This window comes from Arthrobacter sp. NPDC056727 (assembly GCF_042790555.1).
Taxonomy (GTDB): domain Bacteria; phylum Actinomycetota; class Actinomycetes; order Actinomycetales; family Micrococcaceae; genus Arthrobacter.
Map to the genome: position 1 here is coordinate 89,600 of NZ_JBHTZA010000016.1, position 15,671 is coordinate 105,270.

Here is a 15,671-nt window from a genome sequence, read left to right on the forward strand (position 1 = left end):
TGTGTCGGGTGGTTCAGGCCGGCGTCAGCGCTTTTCGTTCATGGGGATGCGGACGCCGCGTTCCTTGGCGACGTCGACGGCGCGGTCGTAGCCGGCGTCGACGTGGCGGATGACGCCCATGCCGGGGTCGTTGGTGAGGAGCCGCTCGAGCTTCTCGGCAGCGAGGTCGGTGCCGTCGGCGACGGAGACCTGGCCTGCGTGGATGGAACGGCCGATGCCCACTCCGCCGCCGTGGTGGATGGAGACCCAAGTGGCGCCGGAGGAGGTGTTGATCAGGGCGTTGAGCAGCGGCCAGTCGGCGATGGCGTCGGAGCCGTCGGCCATGGCCTCGGTCTCGCGGTACGGGGAGGCGACGGAGCCGGAGTCCAGGTGGTCGCGGCCGATCACGATGGGGGCCTTGACCTTGCCTTCCTTGACGAGCTGGTTGAAGAGCAGGCCGGCCTTGGCACGTTCGCCGTAGCCCAGCCAGCAGATGCGCGCCGGCAGGCCTTCGAACTCGACGCGCTCCTGGGCGGCGTCGATCCACTTGTGCAGGTGCTTGTTCTCCGGGAACAGCTCCTTGATGGCTTCGTCGGTGACGCGGATGTCTTCCGGGTCGCCGGACATTGCGACCCAGCGGAACGGGCCGAGGCCCTCGCAGAACAGCGGGCGGATGTAGGCCGGAACGAAGCCGGGGAACTCGAAGGCCCGGCTGTAGCCGCCCTTGCGGGCTTCATCGCGGATGGAGTTGCCGTAGTCGAAGACCTCGGCGCCGGCGTCCTGGAATTCGACCATGGCCTGGACGTGCTTGGCCATGGAAGCCTGGGCCTTCTTGGTGAAGCCTTCGGGGTCGGCTTCTGCTTCGCGGTGCCATTCGTCCACCGAGATGCCCTCGGGCAGGTAGCTCAGGGGGTCGTGGGCGGAGGTCTGGTCGGTGACGACGTCGATGGTCAGCTCTCCGGCCTTGTGGCGGCGGAGCAGCTCGGGGAAGACCTCGGCTGCGTTGCCCACGTAGCCCACGGACCAGCCGCGGCGCTCTTCCTTGGCCTTCTGGACCTTGGCGACGGCGGTGTCCAGGTCGGTCTCGACCTCGTCCAGGTAGCGCTTGCCGGCGCGGCGGCGCAGGCGGGACTCGTCGACGTCGACGATCAGGCAGGCGCCGTCGTTCAGGGTGACAGCCAGCGGCTGGGCGCCGCCCATGCCGCCGCAGCCGCCGGTCAGCGTCAGGGTACCGGCCAGCGGGCCCTCGGTGGAGCCTTCAGCGGCAGGAGCCGGTTGGCGGACAGCAGTTTGCCTGGCGGCCGTCAGCTTATTTCCGACGGCGGCGAAGGTTTCGAACGTGCCCTGCAGGATGCCCTGGGTGCCGATGTAGATCCAGGACCCGGCGGTCATCTGGCCATACATCATCAGGCCCTCGGCCTCGAGCCGGCGGAACTCGGGCCAGTTCGCCCAGTCGCCCACGAGGTTGGAGTTGGCCAGCAGCACCCGCGGGGCCCATTCGTGGGTGCGGAAGACGCCCACCGGCTTGCCGGACTGGACCAGGAGGGTCTCGTCCTTTTCCATGGTTTCCAGGGTGCGGGTGATGGCGTCGAACGCGGCCCAGCTGCGGACGGCGCGGCCGGTGCCGCCGTAGACCACCAGGTCATCGGGGCGCTCGGCAACCTCGGGGTCGAGGTTGTTCATCAGCATGCGCAGGGGCGCCTCGGTCTGCCAGGACTTGGCGGTGAGCTCGGTGCCGCGGGCTGCTTTGACCGGGCGGGCACCGGTGGTGAAATCGGTTGTCATTTGCATACTCCTGATATCCCGCGCTGCCTAGGCCAGGTTCTTGGACTTGAGCCAGTCCTTGGCGATCTCTCCGACGTCCTCGAACTTCGCGGTGCGGCCGTTCATCTCGATCAGGTCTTCAGTGGTGAGCGCGGCCGAAACCTTGTCCAGGACCTCCTTGACCGTGTCCGTGGACTTCTTCGCGTTGATGACAGGGACGATGTTCTCGGAGAGGAACAGGTTCTTGTCGTCCTCCAGCGCAATGAGGTTGTTGGCGGACAGCGCCGGGTCGGTGCTGAAGATGTCGGCCACCTGTACCTGGCCGGAAAGGAGGGCGTTCAGCGTCAGTGGACCGCCGGCGTCGAGCGCCGAGAATTCCTTGAACTCCAGACCGTAGACGGACTTCAGGCCGGCAACACCGTTGACGCGCGTCTTCCACTCCGGCGGCCCGCCCAGGGCGAGCTCCTTGGCCGCAGGCTGGAGGTCACTGATGGACTTGAGGTTGTACTTGTCGGCTGTCTCTTTTTTCACCGCCAGCACGTCCTTGTCCTGCGCCTTGGACGCCGTCAACTGGGTCAGTCCGGCGGGAATTTTGTCGCCCAGTTCCTTGGTGACTTCGGCGGGTGTTACTGCCTTCGTTTTCGGATCAAGGAACTGCAGGAGCGCACCTCCGTATTCGGGCATAAGGTCGATCGAGCCGTCCTTGAGCGCGGGGATCGTCACCTCGCGACTGCCGATGCTGGGCTTTTCGGTCACCTGGACACCCTTGGCCTTGAGCGCTTCGGCGTAGATCTTGGCGACGAGCTGGCTTTCGGGGAAGTCCGCGGAGCCCACGATGATGCTGCCGCCCGAGCCTGCGGCTTGCGTATTGGACGTGCTCATGGGATCCCCGCCGCACGCGCTGAGGGCGAGGGCGGCAGCAGCCGCGACGGCTAAACCGGTCAGGTATTTTTTCATGTCAATGCTCTCTGGGAGGGCTGGCGCAGGGCATGCAGTGGCCAGCTGGGGGTGGGCTTATTGCCGGGTTGAGGAGATGCCAAGTCTGGTTCAGACGGTGACGGGGGCTGCCTGGGCCTCTGCCGCCAAGGCAGGTGGGGCGGTCTTGAGGGTCCGCCGGGTCAGTCCTGGTGAGACAATCCGGCGGGTGATGAAGGCGAGTACCTGGTCGAAGAAGAGGGCCATGAGGGCCACGAGCACGGCACCGGCCACCATCTGGCCGTAGTCGTTCTGCGCCTTGCCGTCGATCAGCAGCCTGCCCAGGCCGCCGAGCGAAATGTATGCCGCGATGGTCGCCGTCGAGATGATCTGCAGCAGTGCGCTGCGGACGCCGGACAGCACCAGCGGCAGGGAGCAGGGGAGCTGGATATCCGTAAGGATCTTCATGGTGCGGAAGCCCATGCCTTTGGCGGCGTCGACGGCGGCGGCATCCACGGCCCGGATTCCGGCGTAGGTGTTGGTCAGGAGCGGCGGCACCGCGAGCAGCACCAGAACGATGAGGCTGGGGAGGATATAGCCCAACTTGGACGGGAACGCCGGGGAGATCAGCAGGACCAGCAGAATCAGCAGACCCACGCTGGGAAGTGCCCGCAGGGCGTTGGCCAGGCCCGCAATCATGAAGACGCCCTTGCCAGTGACGCCGATGTAGACACCGAGCGGAATAGCGATGATGGCCGCTATCGCAAGGGCGATGAGCGAGTACAGCAGGTGCTCGCCGATCAGGCTGGGAATGCCGTCTGCACCGGTCCAGTGCGCGGGGTCGAACAAGTAGTTCACGATGCCACCACCTTGGGGGTCCACGGTGTCAGCCACCGGTTCAGAAGAATGATCAGCCCGTCCAGGATCATGGCCAGGACCACGCAGAGGACGATGCCGGCAATGATCGGAGTGAAGAACCGCAACTGGAAGCCCTGGGTGAAGAGCGAACCGAGCTGCGGGATGCCCAGCAGCGCGGCCACGGACACTAGGCTGACGTTGGAAACGGCTGCGACGCGGAGGCCGGCGGAGATCACCGGGACGCCCACCGGGAGCTCCACTTTCAGAAGGCTCTGGTAGCCACGGTAGCCCATCGCTTTCGCCGCCTGGACGGTGTCTTCGGGAACGGATTCCAGGGCGTCGGCCACCACTCGGACCAGTAGCGCCACCGTGTAAATGGTCAGTGCGGCCACGATGTTCAGCGGGTCCAGGATCTTGGTGCCCAGGACCAGCGGCAGCAACACGAACAGCGCCAGGGAGGGGACGGTGTAGAGCAGGCCTGCAACACCCACCAGCAGGGGGTAGATACGACGGCTGCGGTGAGCCCACCAGCCCAGGGGAAGGGCAATCAGCAGACCCAGGACGAGCGGGGTGACGGCCAGCAGCACGTGCCAGCCGAGCAGGAAGACGATGTTGTCGAACTGGCGGCCCAGCCATTCAATGTTCATCGGGCCGTCTCCAGGTGCGGTTCTGCCTCGATGGCCCGGACGATGTCGCTGGCGGTGACCGTGCCGATGAGCTCCCCGTGGTCGTTGACCACGACGCCGCGGCGGCTGGGCGAGGACAGTGCCGCGTCAAGCAGTTGGCGCATGGTTCCGGAGGCTGACGCTGACGTGCCGCTGAGGTTCAGGTGTTCTGTCTTCAGCTCGCTGCCGATCAGCTCGGGCTGCGCCCATCCCAGCGGCTTTCGTGCGCCGTCGATGACCAGCACCCACGCCCCTGACGCCGTGGCCTGCGCCTCGGCGGCGGAGGCCCCGAGGTGGACCACGGGTTCTTCGGTGACCGAGACAGTGCCGGCGGCGTTGGCGAAGCCGAGGGAACGGTAGCCACGGTCCCGGCCAACGAAGTCGGCCACGAATTCGTCGGCGGGGGCGGTCAGGAGCTCCGACGGCGTGGCCATCTGGGCGAGCTTTCCTCCGACTCGCATCACGGCCACCTGGTCGCCCAGTTTGAGCGCCTCGTCGATATCGTGGGTGACCATGATGATGGTCTTGCCGATTTCGCGCTGCAGGCGGAGGAACTCGTCCTGCAGTTGCGCGCGGACCACGGGGTCCACGGCACTGAATGGTTCATCCATCAGCATGAAGGCCGGATCCGAGGCCAGCGCGCGGGCCACTCCAACGCGCTGCTGCTGGCCGCCTGAGAGCTGCCAGGGGTAGCGGTTGGCGAAGTTCGCCGGCAGCCCCACCCGCTCCATCAGTTCGAGGGCTTTCGTGCGGGCCCTGTGCCTGCTCTCTCCGAGCAGCACCGGCATGGTTGCCACGTTGTCCACGATGGTGCGGTGCGGGAACAGGCCGGCGTGCTGGATGACATAACCGATCCGGCGGCGGAGCAGCGCTGCATCCATGCCGGAAGTGGGCTGGTCGTCCAGATAGATGGTTCCGCTGGTGGGTTCGATCAGGCGGTTGATCATCCGCAGGGAGGTGGTCTTGCCGCAGCCGGAGGGACCGACGAGGATGGTCAGTTTCCCGGTGGGCGCTTCAAGGTTCAGCCCATCGACGGCGACTGTTCCGTCAGGATAGGCCTTGGTGACATTTTCAAACTTGATCATTTCTCTTCCATGCTTTCCTGGGGCATTTCATGGTTTCCGGAGGGCTCGGTGAGGACGTTGCCTGCGACCTTCGCCAGCGCCTCGCCAATTTTCAAAGCCTTGGCCTCGTCCAGCCGGTAGCTGGGCACGACGATGCTCAGGGCGGCAACAGTGCGGCCGCCGATCAGGATGGGAGCGGCGACGGCTGTGATGTCGTCTTCCACGCCGCTGCGCACAATGGCGAAGCCGCGCTCGGGTTGGTGGCCGTTCAGGACCTGGCCGGCGGCAGATCCGTCCAGCGGGATGCTCCGACCGACCCAGCTGGCATGCCGGACCGAACGGGTACCTTCGACGATTGCTATATAGATTCCGGTGTCCCCAGGACCGGGAATGCTCAGATAGCAGGACTCGCCCGTTTCGGCCACCAGCCGCTTCATGTGCGGGGTGCAGAGCGAGACCAGTGATTCCTGACTCAATGCCAGCGCACCCAGTTGAATGACACTGGCGCCCGGGCGGAAGTTACCGCCCGGCTCCCTCGATACGAAGCCGCTGCCCTCCAGCGTCCGGAGGAGGCGAAGGGCCGTGCTGGCAGACAGATCAACAACGCGTGCCGCGTCGCTCAGCGAGATGGAGCCGTCGGTACACACCGCACTGAGCAAGGCCAGCGCGCGCTCCACTGTCCGTGTCGAAGAATCTGCTGCCACTGCCTGACCCGCTTTCAAGTGGTCCGAATCACTATCTCTTGCCACTAAGTAAAAACCGACTTTCATCGAATGGCAACACCCTGAGCGAAAATGACGGAGGTATCCCGCCAGGCTGGGAAGTGTTACGCCGGGTGGAAACGGCGTGTTTCTGAAGTGTTGCAGGCGGGTTAATTGTCCGGGGCAGGCTCGGACGCTATTGTCAGCCACTGAAATCTGGTTTTTACTTGGTGGCAGTTGCTACTACCGGAGGTTATTGTGGAAACCGTCAATCAGCTCCTTGATTCGATCAAGGACGTGGGCCGTGATGCGGTTCGCGGAGGCTATTCCAGGGCCGTCTATTCGACAGCGGAGCTCGACCTGAGGGCGTGGTTCACCGAACAGGCACACCAGCGGGGCCTTGCCGTGGAGACGGACCGCAACGGCATCATCTGGGCGTGGTGGGGCAAACCGCAGGACGGCGCCCTGGTCACGGGCAGCCATCTTGATTCCGTGCCCGGAGGGGGAGCCTTTGACGGCCCCCTCGGCGTCGCATCGGCGCTGGCTGCCGTCGACATCCTTAAGGCTCGCGGAACAATGCCGTCGCGGTCACTGGCCATTACCGTATTCCCGGAAGAAGAAGGCTCCCGCTTCGGCGTAGCCTGCCTCGGATCCCGTCTTCTCACGGGCGCGATCGACGTCGGCAAGGCCCGGAACCTGCGTGACGGCGACGGCAACACCTTCGCCGACGTGGCGCGGGCCAACGGCCTTGACCCCCGCCATGTGGGCGCCGATGCCCAGTCCCTTGCACGGATTGGCGACTTCGTGGAACTCCATGTCGAGCAGGGCAAGGGGCTTGGGAAGCAGGGCCCGGCCATTGCCGTCGGAAGCTCCATCCTCGGGCACGGACGCTGGAAGCTGAGCATCAGCGGCCAGGGCAACCATGCCGGGACCACGCTGATGGCGGATCGAGCGGACCCGATGGTCGCCGCGGCACGGATCATCGTTGCTGTCCGCGACACGGCCGCGGCGCAGCCGGAGGCGCGTGCCACGGTCGGACGCCTCATGCCGGTGCCGGGCGGGACCAATGTCATTGCCTCCCGGGTGGACATGTGGCTGGACGCCCGCCATCCCGACGACGCTGTCACCGCCGCCATGATCGAATCCATCTACGGCACCGCCCGGAACGTTGCGGCCGGTGAAGGATGCTCTGTCTCCCTCACCGAGGAGTCATACAGCGACACCGTGCATTTCGACCCCGGACTGAGCCGGAAGATCAACGCAATCCTCCCCGATGCACCCATCCTGGCCACCGGCGCGGGCCACGACGCGGGAGTGCTCTCGGCGCACGTTCCATCCGCGATGCTTTTCGTGCGCAACCCAAGCGGCATATCGCACTCCCCCGAAGAGTATGTCGCCAACGAGGACGCCGACGCCGGTGCCGCCGCGCTGGCTGATGTATTGGAAGGCCTGCTGTGAGTGGGTATTGGTGCGAGGCGGCACTGATAGAAGCCGACGGCGGGCCAACGGTCGCCACCGGCGTGCGGCTGGAGACGCAGGACGGCCGGATTGCCGGCCTCATTTCCGGCGCCAGACCTGAACCGGGGGATCAGGTGCTCAACGGCGTCGTCTTCCCGGCCGCCGCCAACGCCCATTCCCACGCCTTCCACAGGATCCTCCGCGGCCGAACCCATGACGGCCGGGGCGACTTCTGGGTTTGGCGGGAGCAGATGTATCGCAGCGCCGGCGAACTGACCCCGGAAAAGTACGAAAAGCTTGCCACCGCGGTCTTCGCAGAGATGGTGGTGGCCGGCTTCAGCAGCGTGGGGGAGTTCCATTACGTTCACCATCAGCCGGACGGCCGCCCGTATGCCGAGCGGCATGCGATGGAACTGGCGCTGGCCCGGGCAGCGATGGCGGCGGGCATCAGACTGACACTGCTGGACACCCTCTATCTCGCCGGGGGAGTGGGGGCGAACGGCGTTGCCGCACCGCTCAGCGGAGAACAGGTCCGGTTCGGCGACGCCGACGCCCACGCCTGGCTGGATAGGCTCAGCTCGCTTCGAGCCCAGGTGAGCGGCGCTTTTCCCCCTGAGATGGTCAGCGTGGGAGCAGCTCTGCATTCAGTGAGGGGCGTTCCCGAGCAGGACCTCAAGATTGTCGCCGAACATCTCCCTGCCGACATTCCGCTTCACATCCACCTCAGCGAACAGCCCGCGGAGAACGATGCCTGCGAAAAGGCGTACGGGGTCACCCCGGCGGGTCTGCTGGCACGGCACGGCCTGCTCACCCGGCGCCTGTCCGCAGTCCACGCCACACACCTCACGCCGGAGGACATCCGGCTGCTTGGCGAGGCCGGTTCCACTGTGGTGATGTGCCCCAGTACCGAGGCAGATCTCGCAGACGGCATCGGGCCCGCCCGGGCCTTGTCCGACGCCGGTGTGAGCATTGCGCTCGGAACGGATCAACACGCCGCAATCGACCCTTGGACCGAGATGCGCGCCCTGGAAAATGGTGAACGGCTCGGCTCCGGCCAACGGGGCAGGTTCACACCGCGGGAACTGCTGGCCGCCGCCACCGACGGGGCTACGGCCGCCATGGCCACTCCCGTCATGCCGGCGGCCCTTCGAACCGGAGCCGTGTGTGACCTCATGGCCGTGGCGCCGGATTCGATTCGCACCGCAGGATCGGTGGCGCAGCAGTTCCCGTTCAGCGCGACGGCGAGCGACGTCACCGACGTCGTCATAGGGGGCCGGCTCATGGCGTCCGGCGGATCCCACCAAAGTCTGGGGCAGCCGGGCAGCCTCCTCACCGAAGCCCTTAAAAGTTTCTCCTAAACCTTTGAATCCTGGCTGGCGATCCTGTCCCTGTGGGCTGGGTCCCGCACTTCGATGACGCTCCACGACTGGAGATTGGACGAGGTGGCGGCCGACTGTCCTGCGGCGATGAGTGTGGACACTGTTTGTTCGTCGACCGGGTTCTCGGTGAAGCTCCGGACAGACCGGTGGCGGTACAGCAGAGCCACGGTCTCGTTGCGGGTGGCGGGTACGAGGAGCTGTCCGAATCTCCGTAGCGGGCCGCGATCAGGCCGTCGAGGCGTGTTGCGATTGTCATTTGACCTCCAGAACAGTCGTGGTCCGCGCCGTGGTTGTACATGGGTGCGCATTTGCATTCTGTACCAACACGCCAAGCAGTCTCACCAACCGTTCCGTACCCCTACGTCCGGCGACGCAGCATGAAGCAGGCCTTCGTGGAAGTAGCGGGTCGGTCCCCTCATCCTGGTTACAACCAGATACCTGAGGTGTCACAACAGCTTGGACAGCTGAACCGGGTCGGCAAACGGCGGTCCAGCGGGCCATATACCGGGAGATGGACGCCCCAGACGTCCGTCACGACAGGTCTGGGTAGTGTTTATAGCCCACAGTTGCTGGAGTAGCTCGCAAGGAGACGGTGAGAGGAGGGCTGAATAGTCAACGTGATTCAGGACCAGCAAGACGGGCTTGATTCAGGCCACTTCGGCTCCAGTTCGAATACGACGAAACGGTCCAAACAGACTGAGGTCCTAGGGGCAGGTACGTCATCTTGGATGGAAAGGGACAGCGGATCGATACCAAAGTTTGACGGCACAACACCGGTAATGGATATTCCGTCAACTAAGGAGCCCTTGAGGCTGCTACGGAAGGGTCCCGGGCCGTAGGTACTGGTACACGGTCTCCCGACTGATGCCGTCATCACGGGCGAGGCTTGTCGTGTCGTCGATCGCCCAGCGGAGGATTTGAAGGTCGAAGCTGTCACATTGGGTCAGGCCGTGCAAGTAGACCTCGAACTCGGCTGAGCCAACGCTTCCGCCGTTGGCCCAGTAGTTTAGCCAGAGCTCGTCCAGGTAGTTCTTGTCCTGCCGGATGAGATCCAGTGCCGTAAGTCGCGGATCTTCCATGGTGGATGCCCCCTGATTATCACGGCCGGCCCTTTCGGCGCGGCGTTCGTTATTTCACGTGTTGCCCCCGCTGCTGCAGCCACCACCCATGTTGTCACAATTAATTGTTCGTGCCCTAATGATCTGATCCGTTTTCTGCAGATCCGCGTCGGCCTCGAGGACGTTGCCGCATTCCGCCGCTTTGAACTGGGCGTCGTGGGCGTCGTGCCCAACCTCGCGTTCAGGCACAACAAGTGGATCTGAATCTTTGCTGAATGTGTTCTCCCCGCTTCATGCCCTAGCATGGCATATGAATCCTAAGCTTGCTTAGCAGTCGGGCGGCTTAGTGGCGATACTGAGCGGAGAAGACTGCATGAGCAAGGCCGAGACGCCGGGCTGACCAGGAATGATCACAAAACCGGGCGGGGCGGCGGGCAGAAGTCCCTCCTGCGCCGCTTTGCGGGACTTCTGGGTCCCGGGATGGTGACCGGGGCAGCGGACGACGATCCGTCGGGTATTGCAACCTATGCCAAGGCGGGCGCCACCTTTTCCAACGGCATGCTGTGGACGGCACCCTTAAGGTTGCCTCTGATGATGGCGGTCCAGGAAATCTCCGACCGCACTGCCCTGGCTACCGGCCAAAGCTTTGGCTGGCTGGCGCGCCGCAAGTTCTCCCGGCGGCCACGCGTGGTCATCGGCGTGCTGATCGTGGCCCTGCTGGTGGGCAACATCCTTAACGCGGCTGCCGACCTCATGGCGGTCGGGCAGGGCATGCAGATGCTCGGCGCCGGACCCGACCATTTGTGGAGCGCCCTCGCGGGTATCGGTATATCCATCGCACTGATGAGTGGATCCTTCGCCGTCATCGCGAAAGTCTTCAAGTGGCTGTGCGTTTCGCTGCTCGCCTACGTGGCAGTACTCTTCGTGGCCAACGTCGACTGGCCTGACGTCCTGGCAGGCCTGATTGGAATGAAGTTCAGCTTCACCCCGGAATATCTTGGCCTCATCGTTGCCGTGCTGGGCACCTCGATCTCCCCGTACCTGTTCTTCTGGCAAAGTGCCCACCGGGTCCAGGAACTGCGTTCCGAGGACCACGGCGGGGACGAGGCCGTCGGGTTGCAGGACCGTCCGGACGAAGCCGCGGCCCGAAAGCTCCGCAAAGCCCGCGCCGACGTGTTCATCGGCATGCTCTTCTCAGTCCTGGTGATGTTCGCGATCATGGCGGCCACGGCAGCAACCCTGGGCCGTGACGGCACGAGGTGAACACGGCAGCGGACGTGGCCAAGGCACTGGAACCCGTGGTGGGACCCGCCGCCAAGTTCCTGTTCGCGGCCGGCTTCATCGGCTCCGGCATCCTCGCGGTCCCGGTACTCGCCGCGTCCGGGGCGGCCGGGCTGTCAGGCCTGCTGGGCAAGGACTGGGGCCTGGACCTCAGCCCGCGGCGCGCACCCTTGTTCTACGTGCTGCTCGCTGCCGGAACCGGGGGCGGGGTGCTCATCAGCTTCTTCACCTCCGACCCCATCGGGCTGCTGATCCTCAGCGCCACCATCAACGGCATCGCCGCGGCCCCCTTCCTGGTGGTCACCATGCTCATCTCCGGGGACAAAAAAATCATGGGCGAATACCGGAACGGAATACTCGCGACCACCCTCGGCTGGTTCACGACCGCCCTCATGCTCGTGGCCGGAAGCATCGGCGTCTGGACAACCCTGACCGGGTCCTGAGGTTACCGATCGCTCCAACGAAAGGAAGAACGACGTGGACCGCTACGGCTTCACCCCGCCAGCCCACCGGCAGGGGCGCGGTGCGGACCCCCTACGGCACCTGCGATGACATCGTCGGCATTCGCAGAGGCGTGCCACAAACGGGGAAAGCCCCTAATCGTTGACGAGGCGAGAGTTGGGGGCGGACAGGACGCAGGGCAGGCCTTCGTTAGCTGACCGCCCGGGATAGTGCGAGGCTCTGCTGGAGGTACTTTTCCTGGTGGTCGGCGAAGGCGGCATGCGCAACTAACTGCGTGCTGTTGAGCAACGGGATTTCGAGTCTGGCGCCGCACTCTTTGCCCTGGCAGCGAATTTCGTCCGTCCATACCCAGCTGTAACCCGGGTGGGACGCCAGAACGGCGGCCATGCCGTCCCTTGGATCAGCCCTTCGGTTCTCGTTCTCTGTGCGATCTGCGCCGCGGGCCGGCAACTCGACTTCCAGCGGTTCGAGTGTCATGGTCCCCAACCTTCCATCCGGGAGTTGGTGTTGACCCTAATGCGCCCGGCAGCACGTGCACCCCTTTTCGGGCTAACGGTTGGGTCACGTTCTTACCCCTTGGTCTTCCTTGCAGAAAGCTGTTTCCGGACTGCAGCAGGACGTACGCTTCGTTGAAGGTGCGAGCCAGTTGCCCGGCCAGGCCCGGGCACTCCCCGAGCATGGCAGCCGGGTGATGACCTCGGCTGACGGTCTCCGTTCGTCGTCGGCCCACTGGCGCACCGCCCCGGCTCCCCTGACCGAACCGGTGTCGGCAACAAGCTTTGCGCCGAGGATGTCCTACAGGTCCCGGACCAGGTCCGGATCGGGCAACCGGATAGAACCCTGGTGTGCCTTCAGCCCGCCGGGCGCTGCTGAAACTGCTGTCCTATTCTCAGGGTGCCGTGGAAAAGCAACCCGTCTCAACGAGAAGATCGCGCCGGAAATCACAAGCTTCGAACGTCGGTAACGGAGATTCCGTCAAAAGCTGGTCCAGGGCCGAGTGATGAAGGCGAAGTCAACTTTCTTCAACTCGGTTGGCCGTGACTGGACAGCGCAGGCAATGAGGCATAACTTCGGTTCAGCACCTCCGGTGCTGACGCTGGCGGCCTTGGTTGGCCGGGGCGTTTCCAGGCCAGCAGAAAGCATGCGGGTGAGCGCGACCCACTTTGACGACTTCCTGAGGGAGGCGGTTTCAAGCGATCCAGGAAGCGAGCGAGGCTTGAGTAAAGAGGCAATCTTCGGCCTCTACACAAGTTGGTGCACGCTCTCTGAATGTCCGGCAGAATCCGAAGGCGCCCTGTGGGAGGCCTTGCTTTCGAAGGGCATCGATCCAAGAAAGAACACCTTGGCAATGACAGGGCCGGCTGCTGCAGACTACATCCTGTCCAGCGCCCCGAATCTGCCATAGGGAAGCGCTCAGGATTCGGCCGTGTCATCCGGCTCTGCCGACCATGGGCAGGGGAGCCGACCCACCAGAAGAGAGCAGCGCCTTTGTGACCACGCGGGGGCCTCTCCGCCTCCCGCTCAACATCAGGCAGGGCTTGCGCTGCAACGCCCGGATCGTGGTCGTTTCCTTACTTTTTCGGGGCAAAGCGAAGGCGCACCCCTCCACGTTGCTCACCGCAAAGTACTCAATTCGCTCACAAGCCACCGCTGCCTCCAATCCTTACATGCGGGCCCGGCTTATAGGGCCCTGCCAGACGAACGTCAAGAGGTTAGAGGTTTTGGGTGTCAGTTTGCGGTGTGCTTTCAACCTGGCAACTGAAGAGGTAACTTGCCACCAATTGAGCACGGCCAACGCTCCGGTGCGTTCTGAGCGCAGCTCACGTTCGGCTTAGGGCTTGCCTTAGTCGTCCGTAGCCGATTGTCTCGTGGCCGATGACTGTTACCGCGGGGGTGAGGGCGAGGATGAGGACAGACCAGGGGACGGGGAGTCCTAGTATTGAGCCGGCGATGGTGAGGATGATGATTGCTGCGGTTCCGCCTAGGAGCACGAGGTGGAACGGATCCTTCTGGTGCAGGAAGATCGAGCCGATCGTGTAGAGCGCGAGGATGAAGATTGCGACCGGGACCGCGATGGTCAGGACTGTTGCTGTGGGCCCTATCTTTGTCATGTCCTCGAGGAAGTACGCCGTGACGTGAAGGCCGGCGCCGGTTGCCGTGATCGATCCGAACATCAGGAGGTGACCGAGTCCCCACAGTGTCGATCGGTCTCGGTGCTGGGCGAGTACATCACCCCAGGGCACAACGAAGTACATCCACCACAGCCCGAGGGTGAGACCGATGCCGGCGACCGCGAACAGTCCCGCCTCGAAGGTCCAGCCGTACTCGTTGTGGACGAGCGCGTTGAGGACGCTGACCGTGCCGAAGATCGACTCTCCAAGGGTGATGAGTAGCAGTAGGCCGTGTCGTTCCGCGATGTGGCGGGCGTTCCACGGCGTGGGTATGCGCCGCTCGGCCAGTACCGGACCGAGCAGCTCGAGAGCCAGCAGGGGAGCGCCGGCGACTACAAACGCCCAGAGGGGGAGATGCAACACGGCGAGAGTCAGCCAGCCGGTTTGCGCAAGGCTGATGGTCCGGATGTACTTATATGCCGCGGGTGCGCGGTCCGGGTCGTGGCGGGCGGCCAGGGACCAGAGAAGCACCATGGGCAGGCGCATTACGACGTATCCGATGACTATCACTCTGACATCGATCGGCCCGCCGTGGTCGAGGGATTCGAACAGCTCCGCCAGTCCCAAGGTCCAGACGATCACGCCGACCATTTGCAGCAAGGTGGCGACGCGGAAGAGCCAGTCGTCGGTGTCGTACGCCGAGGTGAACCAGGAGTAGTTCATCCAGGCCCAGGTCGCCGCGAGTACGGCGATGGAGAAGCCGGCGATGGCCGTGGCGAGGTGGCCTTCTGCCAGGTAGTGCGCGAGGTGGTTGGCGGCCGTACCGAAGGCGACGACGAAGGTCAGGTCGTACAGCAGTTCCAGCGGTGTCGCGGTCCGGTGCGCCTCGTTCTGGTCACGCCCGGACAGCGGCCGCCGGCGGCGGCCGCTGTGTCGAGTGTTGAACATCGGTCAGCTTTCGCTCGAGGGACGCTTGTCGCTCCAGTCGATGACGAGTTTGCGGTCGCTGAAGCGCCATTCACTGTCGTGCCGGACGAAGGTGTCGACGTAGCGGATCGAGAGAACCAGCAGGACCCGCTGGCCGTTCTCGGTCCACATGTGCTGCGCGAGGCAGTAGGACTCGCCTGTGGCGGTGTCGCCGTCAACGTTGATCGTGCTCTGCCCGTTGAAGTGGGTGGTGACGTCGTACGTCTGCAGAATCTCGAACGACTTGGCGAGTGCGGCGTGCCCCTCGATGACTTGCATGGGCTCGGTCGATCCCGGATCGCCCGCATACACTGCGACCTTCCCGTCCGGGGTGAAGAGCCCGGCCTGCTGCTGGCGGAGGCGGCGGTCGGCGAAGTGTGCCCAGCCGTCGACCAGGTCGCGGATCGCCTGGTGGTCTGAAACGGTGGTCATGCGTTAGCTCCCTCGAGCGGGCTCGTGATGACAGTGGATTCGGTGGGTGCGGCGCTGGCCCGGCGGAGCCGCCGCCGGAGCATCCAGGCCTGGATGACGAAGAACGCACCGCCGGCGGCCGCGTACAGCGTGAGCGGATCAAGCGACACGTCGGGACCGGTCGCACTGAGGGCGAACGAGATGCCGCCGATGCTCGACAGTGCACCCGCGACCAGCATTGGCCACTGGTTGCCAAACGCCTTGCGCCGACGGACGGCGGCGATCAGCTGGGCAGCGCCGGTGGTTGCGGCCCAGACACCGAACACACCGAGGACGCTGCCGGTGCCCTCAGTAGCGGCCCCGGCGATGGCGATCGCTGCGGCCGCGCTGACGACGGCGTTGAGCGCCAGCACGCGTCGAGTGGACGCCTGTCGGCCGCGGGCTTCGATGATTGTGGCGACCAGGTCGATGACCGGGTAGAGGACGAGCAGGATGGCTGGGCCAGTTGTCAGGGAGTCGGACGCCGTGGCGAAGGCCGCAGCCCAGGCGAGGGCGGCTACGCCACGGATGAGGAAGATTCGCGTTTGCAAGAGAGACCT

17 protein-coding genes are annotated in these 15,671 nt (G+C 64.6%); 5 read left to right on the plus strand and 12 right to left on the minus strand.

The genetic code is table 11. From position 1 onward, the window contains the following. Positions 1–24: 24 nt before the first annotated feature. From ACFRAH_RS16440 to ACFRAH_RS16465, 6 genes are all read right to left on the minus strand, one after another. A complete protein-coding gene (locus tag ACFRAH_RS16440) occupies positions 25–1,764 on the minus strand; it encodes a urocanate hydratase (protein ID WP_377991970.1) in 1,740 nt (579 codons plus the stop codon). A 27-nt stretch (positions 1,765–1,791) separates the two neighbouring features. After that, a complete protein-coding gene (locus ACFRAH_RS16445; protein ID WP_377991971.1) occupies positions 1,792–2,700 on the minus strand; it encodes an ABC transporter substrate-binding protein in 909 nt (302 codons plus the stop codon). Between the two features lie 90 nt (positions 2,701–2,790). Continuing rightward, entirely contained in the window at positions 2,791–3,516 is a 726-nt protein-coding gene (locus ACFRAH_RS16450) for an ABC transporter permease (RefSeq protein ID WP_377991972.1), read from the minus strand. Next, entirely contained in the window at positions 3,513–4,163 is a 651-nt protein-coding gene (locus ACFRAH_RS16455) for an ABC transporter permease (protein WP_377991973.1), read from the minus strand. The genes ACFRAH_RS16450 and ACFRAH_RS16455 overlap by 4 nt, the downstream gene beginning before the upstream one ends. Then, positions 4,160–5,266, minus strand: a complete 1,107-nt coding sequence (locus ACFRAH_RS16460; protein WP_377991974.1) for an ATP-binding cassette domain-containing protein — start codon at positions 5,264–5,266, stop codon at positions 4,160–4,162. The genes ACFRAH_RS16455 and ACFRAH_RS16460 overlap by 4 nt, the downstream gene beginning before the upstream one ends. Next, on the minus strand, positions 5,263–5,949 hold the full coding sequence (locus ACFRAH_RS16465) for an IclR family transcriptional regulator (RefSeq protein WP_377991975.1): 687 nt from the start codon (positions 5,947–5,949) through the stop codon (positions 5,263–5,265). Before ACFRAH_RS16465 ends, ACFRAH_RS16460 begins: the two co-directional genes overlap by 4 nt. 255 nt (positions 5,950–6,204) lie before the next feature. Here ACFRAH_RS16465 and ACFRAH_RS16470 point away from each other — a divergent pair, with 255 nt between their 5' ends. Together ACFRAH_RS16470 and ACFRAH_RS16475 are read left to right on the plus strand one after the other, a co-directional pair. Then, on the plus strand, positions 6,205–7,404 hold the full coding sequence (locus ACFRAH_RS16470; RefSeq protein ID WP_377991976.1) for an allantoate amidohydrolase: 1,200 nt from the start codon (positions 6,205–6,207) through the stop codon (positions 7,402–7,404). After that, positions 7,401–8,762: a formimidoylglutamate deiminase gene (locus ACFRAH_RS16475; RefSeq protein WP_377991977.1), complete on the plus strand. Its 1,362-nt coding sequence runs from the start codon at positions 7,401–7,403 to the stop codon at positions 8,760–8,762. The genes ACFRAH_RS16470 and ACFRAH_RS16475 overlap by 4 nt, the downstream gene beginning before the upstream one ends. On the opposite strand, the gene ACFRAH_RS16480 is transcribed toward ACFRAH_RS16475, so the two are convergent. Together ACFRAH_RS16480 and ACFRAH_RS16485 are read right to left on the minus strand one after the other, a co-directional pair. Then, positions 8,759–8,950 (minus strand): nitroreductase family protein, encoded by a 192-nt coding sequence (locus tag ACFRAH_RS16480; RefSeq protein WP_377991978.1) that lies wholly within the window; start codon positions 8,948–8,950, stop codon positions 8,759–8,761. The genes ACFRAH_RS16475 and ACFRAH_RS16480 overlap by 4 nt on opposite strands. Positions 8,951–9,598: 648 nt before the next feature. After that, positions 9,599–9,862 carry a hypothetical protein gene (locus ACFRAH_RS16485; protein ID WP_377991979.1) on the minus strand — a complete coding sequence of 88 codons (264 nt, stop codon included), beginning with the start codon at positions 9,860–9,862 and terminating at the stop codon, positions 9,599–9,601. A 459-nt stretch (positions 9,863–10,321) separates the two neighbouring features. Here ACFRAH_RS16485 and ACFRAH_RS16490 point away from each other — a divergent pair, with 459 nt between their 5' ends. Both ACFRAH_RS16490 and ACFRAH_RS16495 read left to right on the plus strand, forming a co-directional pair. Next, positions 10,322–11,104: an NRAMP family divalent metal transporter gene (locus ACFRAH_RS16490; protein WP_377991980.1), complete on the plus strand. Its 783-nt coding sequence runs from the start codon at positions 10,322–10,324 to the stop codon at positions 11,102–11,104. Further along, positions 11,101–11,565 (plus strand): divalent metal cation transporter, encoded by a 465-nt coding sequence (locus ACFRAH_RS16495; RefSeq protein ID WP_377991981.1) that lies wholly within the window; start codon positions 11,101–11,103, stop codon positions 11,563–11,565. Before ACFRAH_RS16490 ends, ACFRAH_RS16495 begins: the two co-directional genes overlap by 4 nt. Positions 11,566–11,773: 208 nt before the next feature. On the opposite strand, the gene ACFRAH_RS16500 is transcribed toward ACFRAH_RS16495, so the two are convergent. Further along, complete coding sequence (locus ACFRAH_RS16500; protein WP_377991982.1) at positions 11,774–12,061, minus strand: hypothetical protein; 288 nt, start codon at positions 12,059–12,061, stop codon at positions 11,774–11,776. Positions 12,062–12,584: 523 nt separating this feature from the next. On the opposite strand from ACFRAH_RS16500, the gene ACFRAH_RS16505 reads away from it, so the two are divergent. Beyond that, positions 12,585–12,989 (plus strand): hypothetical protein, encoded by a 405-nt coding sequence (locus ACFRAH_RS16505; protein WP_377991983.1) that lies wholly within the window; start codon positions 12,585–12,587, stop codon positions 12,987–12,989. Positions 12,990–13,404: 415 nt separating this feature from the next. Here ACFRAH_RS16505 and ACFRAH_RS16510 read toward each other — a convergent pair whose 3' ends face one another. Genes ACFRAH_RS16510 through ACFRAH_RS16520 form a run of 3 tightly spaced genes read right to left on the minus strand, consistent with a single transcriptional unit; the run spans position 13,405 to position 15,662 of the window. Beyond that, positions 13,405–14,643 (minus strand): low temperature requirement protein A, encoded by a 1,239-nt coding sequence (locus tag ACFRAH_RS16510; RefSeq protein ID WP_377991984.1) that lies wholly within the window; start codon positions 14,641–14,643, stop codon positions 13,405–13,407. Positions 14,644–14,646: 3 nt separating this feature from the next. Beyond that, positions 14,647–15,093, minus strand: coding sequence for a nuclear transport factor 2 family protein (locus ACFRAH_RS16515; RefSeq protein WP_377991985.1), 447 nt, complete (start codon positions 15,091–15,093; stop codon positions 14,647–14,649). Further along, on the minus strand, positions 15,090–15,662 hold the full coding sequence (locus ACFRAH_RS16520; protein ID WP_377991986.1) for a DUF308 domain-containing protein: 573 nt from the start codon (positions 15,660–15,662) through the stop codon (positions 15,090–15,092). Before ACFRAH_RS16520 ends, ACFRAH_RS16515 begins: the two co-directional genes overlap by 4 nt. Between the last annotated feature and the right edge of the window lie 9 nt (positions 15,663–15,671).

Bases quoted from the DNA above. Each gene is read 5' to 3' on its own strand.
- ACFRAH_RS16505 (WP_377991983.1), top strand. From the start codon at position 12,585: ATGAAGGCGAAGTCAACTTTCTTCAACTCGGTTGGCCGTGACTGGACA.
- ACFRAH_RS16485 (WP_377991979.1), bottom strand. From the start codon at position 9,862: ATGGAAGATCCGCGACTTACGGCACTGGATCTCATCCGGCAGGACAAG.
- ACFRAH_RS16445 (WP_377991971.1), bottom strand. From the start codon at position 2,700: ATGAAAAAATACCTGACCGGTTTAGCCGTCGCGGCTGCTGCCGCCCTC.
- ACFRAH_RS16460 (WP_377991974.1), bottom strand. From the start codon at position 5,266: ATGATCAAGTTTGAAAATGTCACCAAGGCCTATCCTGACGGAACAGTC.
- ACFRAH_RS16515 (WP_377991985.1), bottom strand. From the start codon at position 15,093: ATGACCACCGTTTCAGACCACCAGGCGATCCGCGACCTGGTCGACGGC.
- ACFRAH_RS16510 (WP_377991984.1), bottom strand. From the start codon at position 14,643: ATGTTCAACACTCGACACAGCGGCCGCCGCCGGCGGCCGCTGTCCGGG.
- ACFRAH_RS16455 (WP_377991973.1), bottom strand. From the start codon at position 4,163: ATGAACATTGAATGGCTGGGCCGCCAGTTCGACAACATCGTCTTCCTG.
- ACFRAH_RS16490 (WP_377991980.1), top strand. From the start codon at position 10,322: ATGGTGACCGGGGCAGCGGACGACGATCCGTCGGGTATTGCAACCTAT.
- ACFRAH_RS16500 (WP_377991982.1), bottom strand. From the start codon at position 12,061: ATGACACTCGAACCGCTGGAAGTCGAGTTGCCGGCCCGCGGCGCAGAT.
- ACFRAH_RS16440 (WP_377991970.1), bottom strand. From the start codon at position 1,764: ATGACAACCGATTTCACCACCGGTGCCCGCCCGGTCAAAGCAGCCCGC.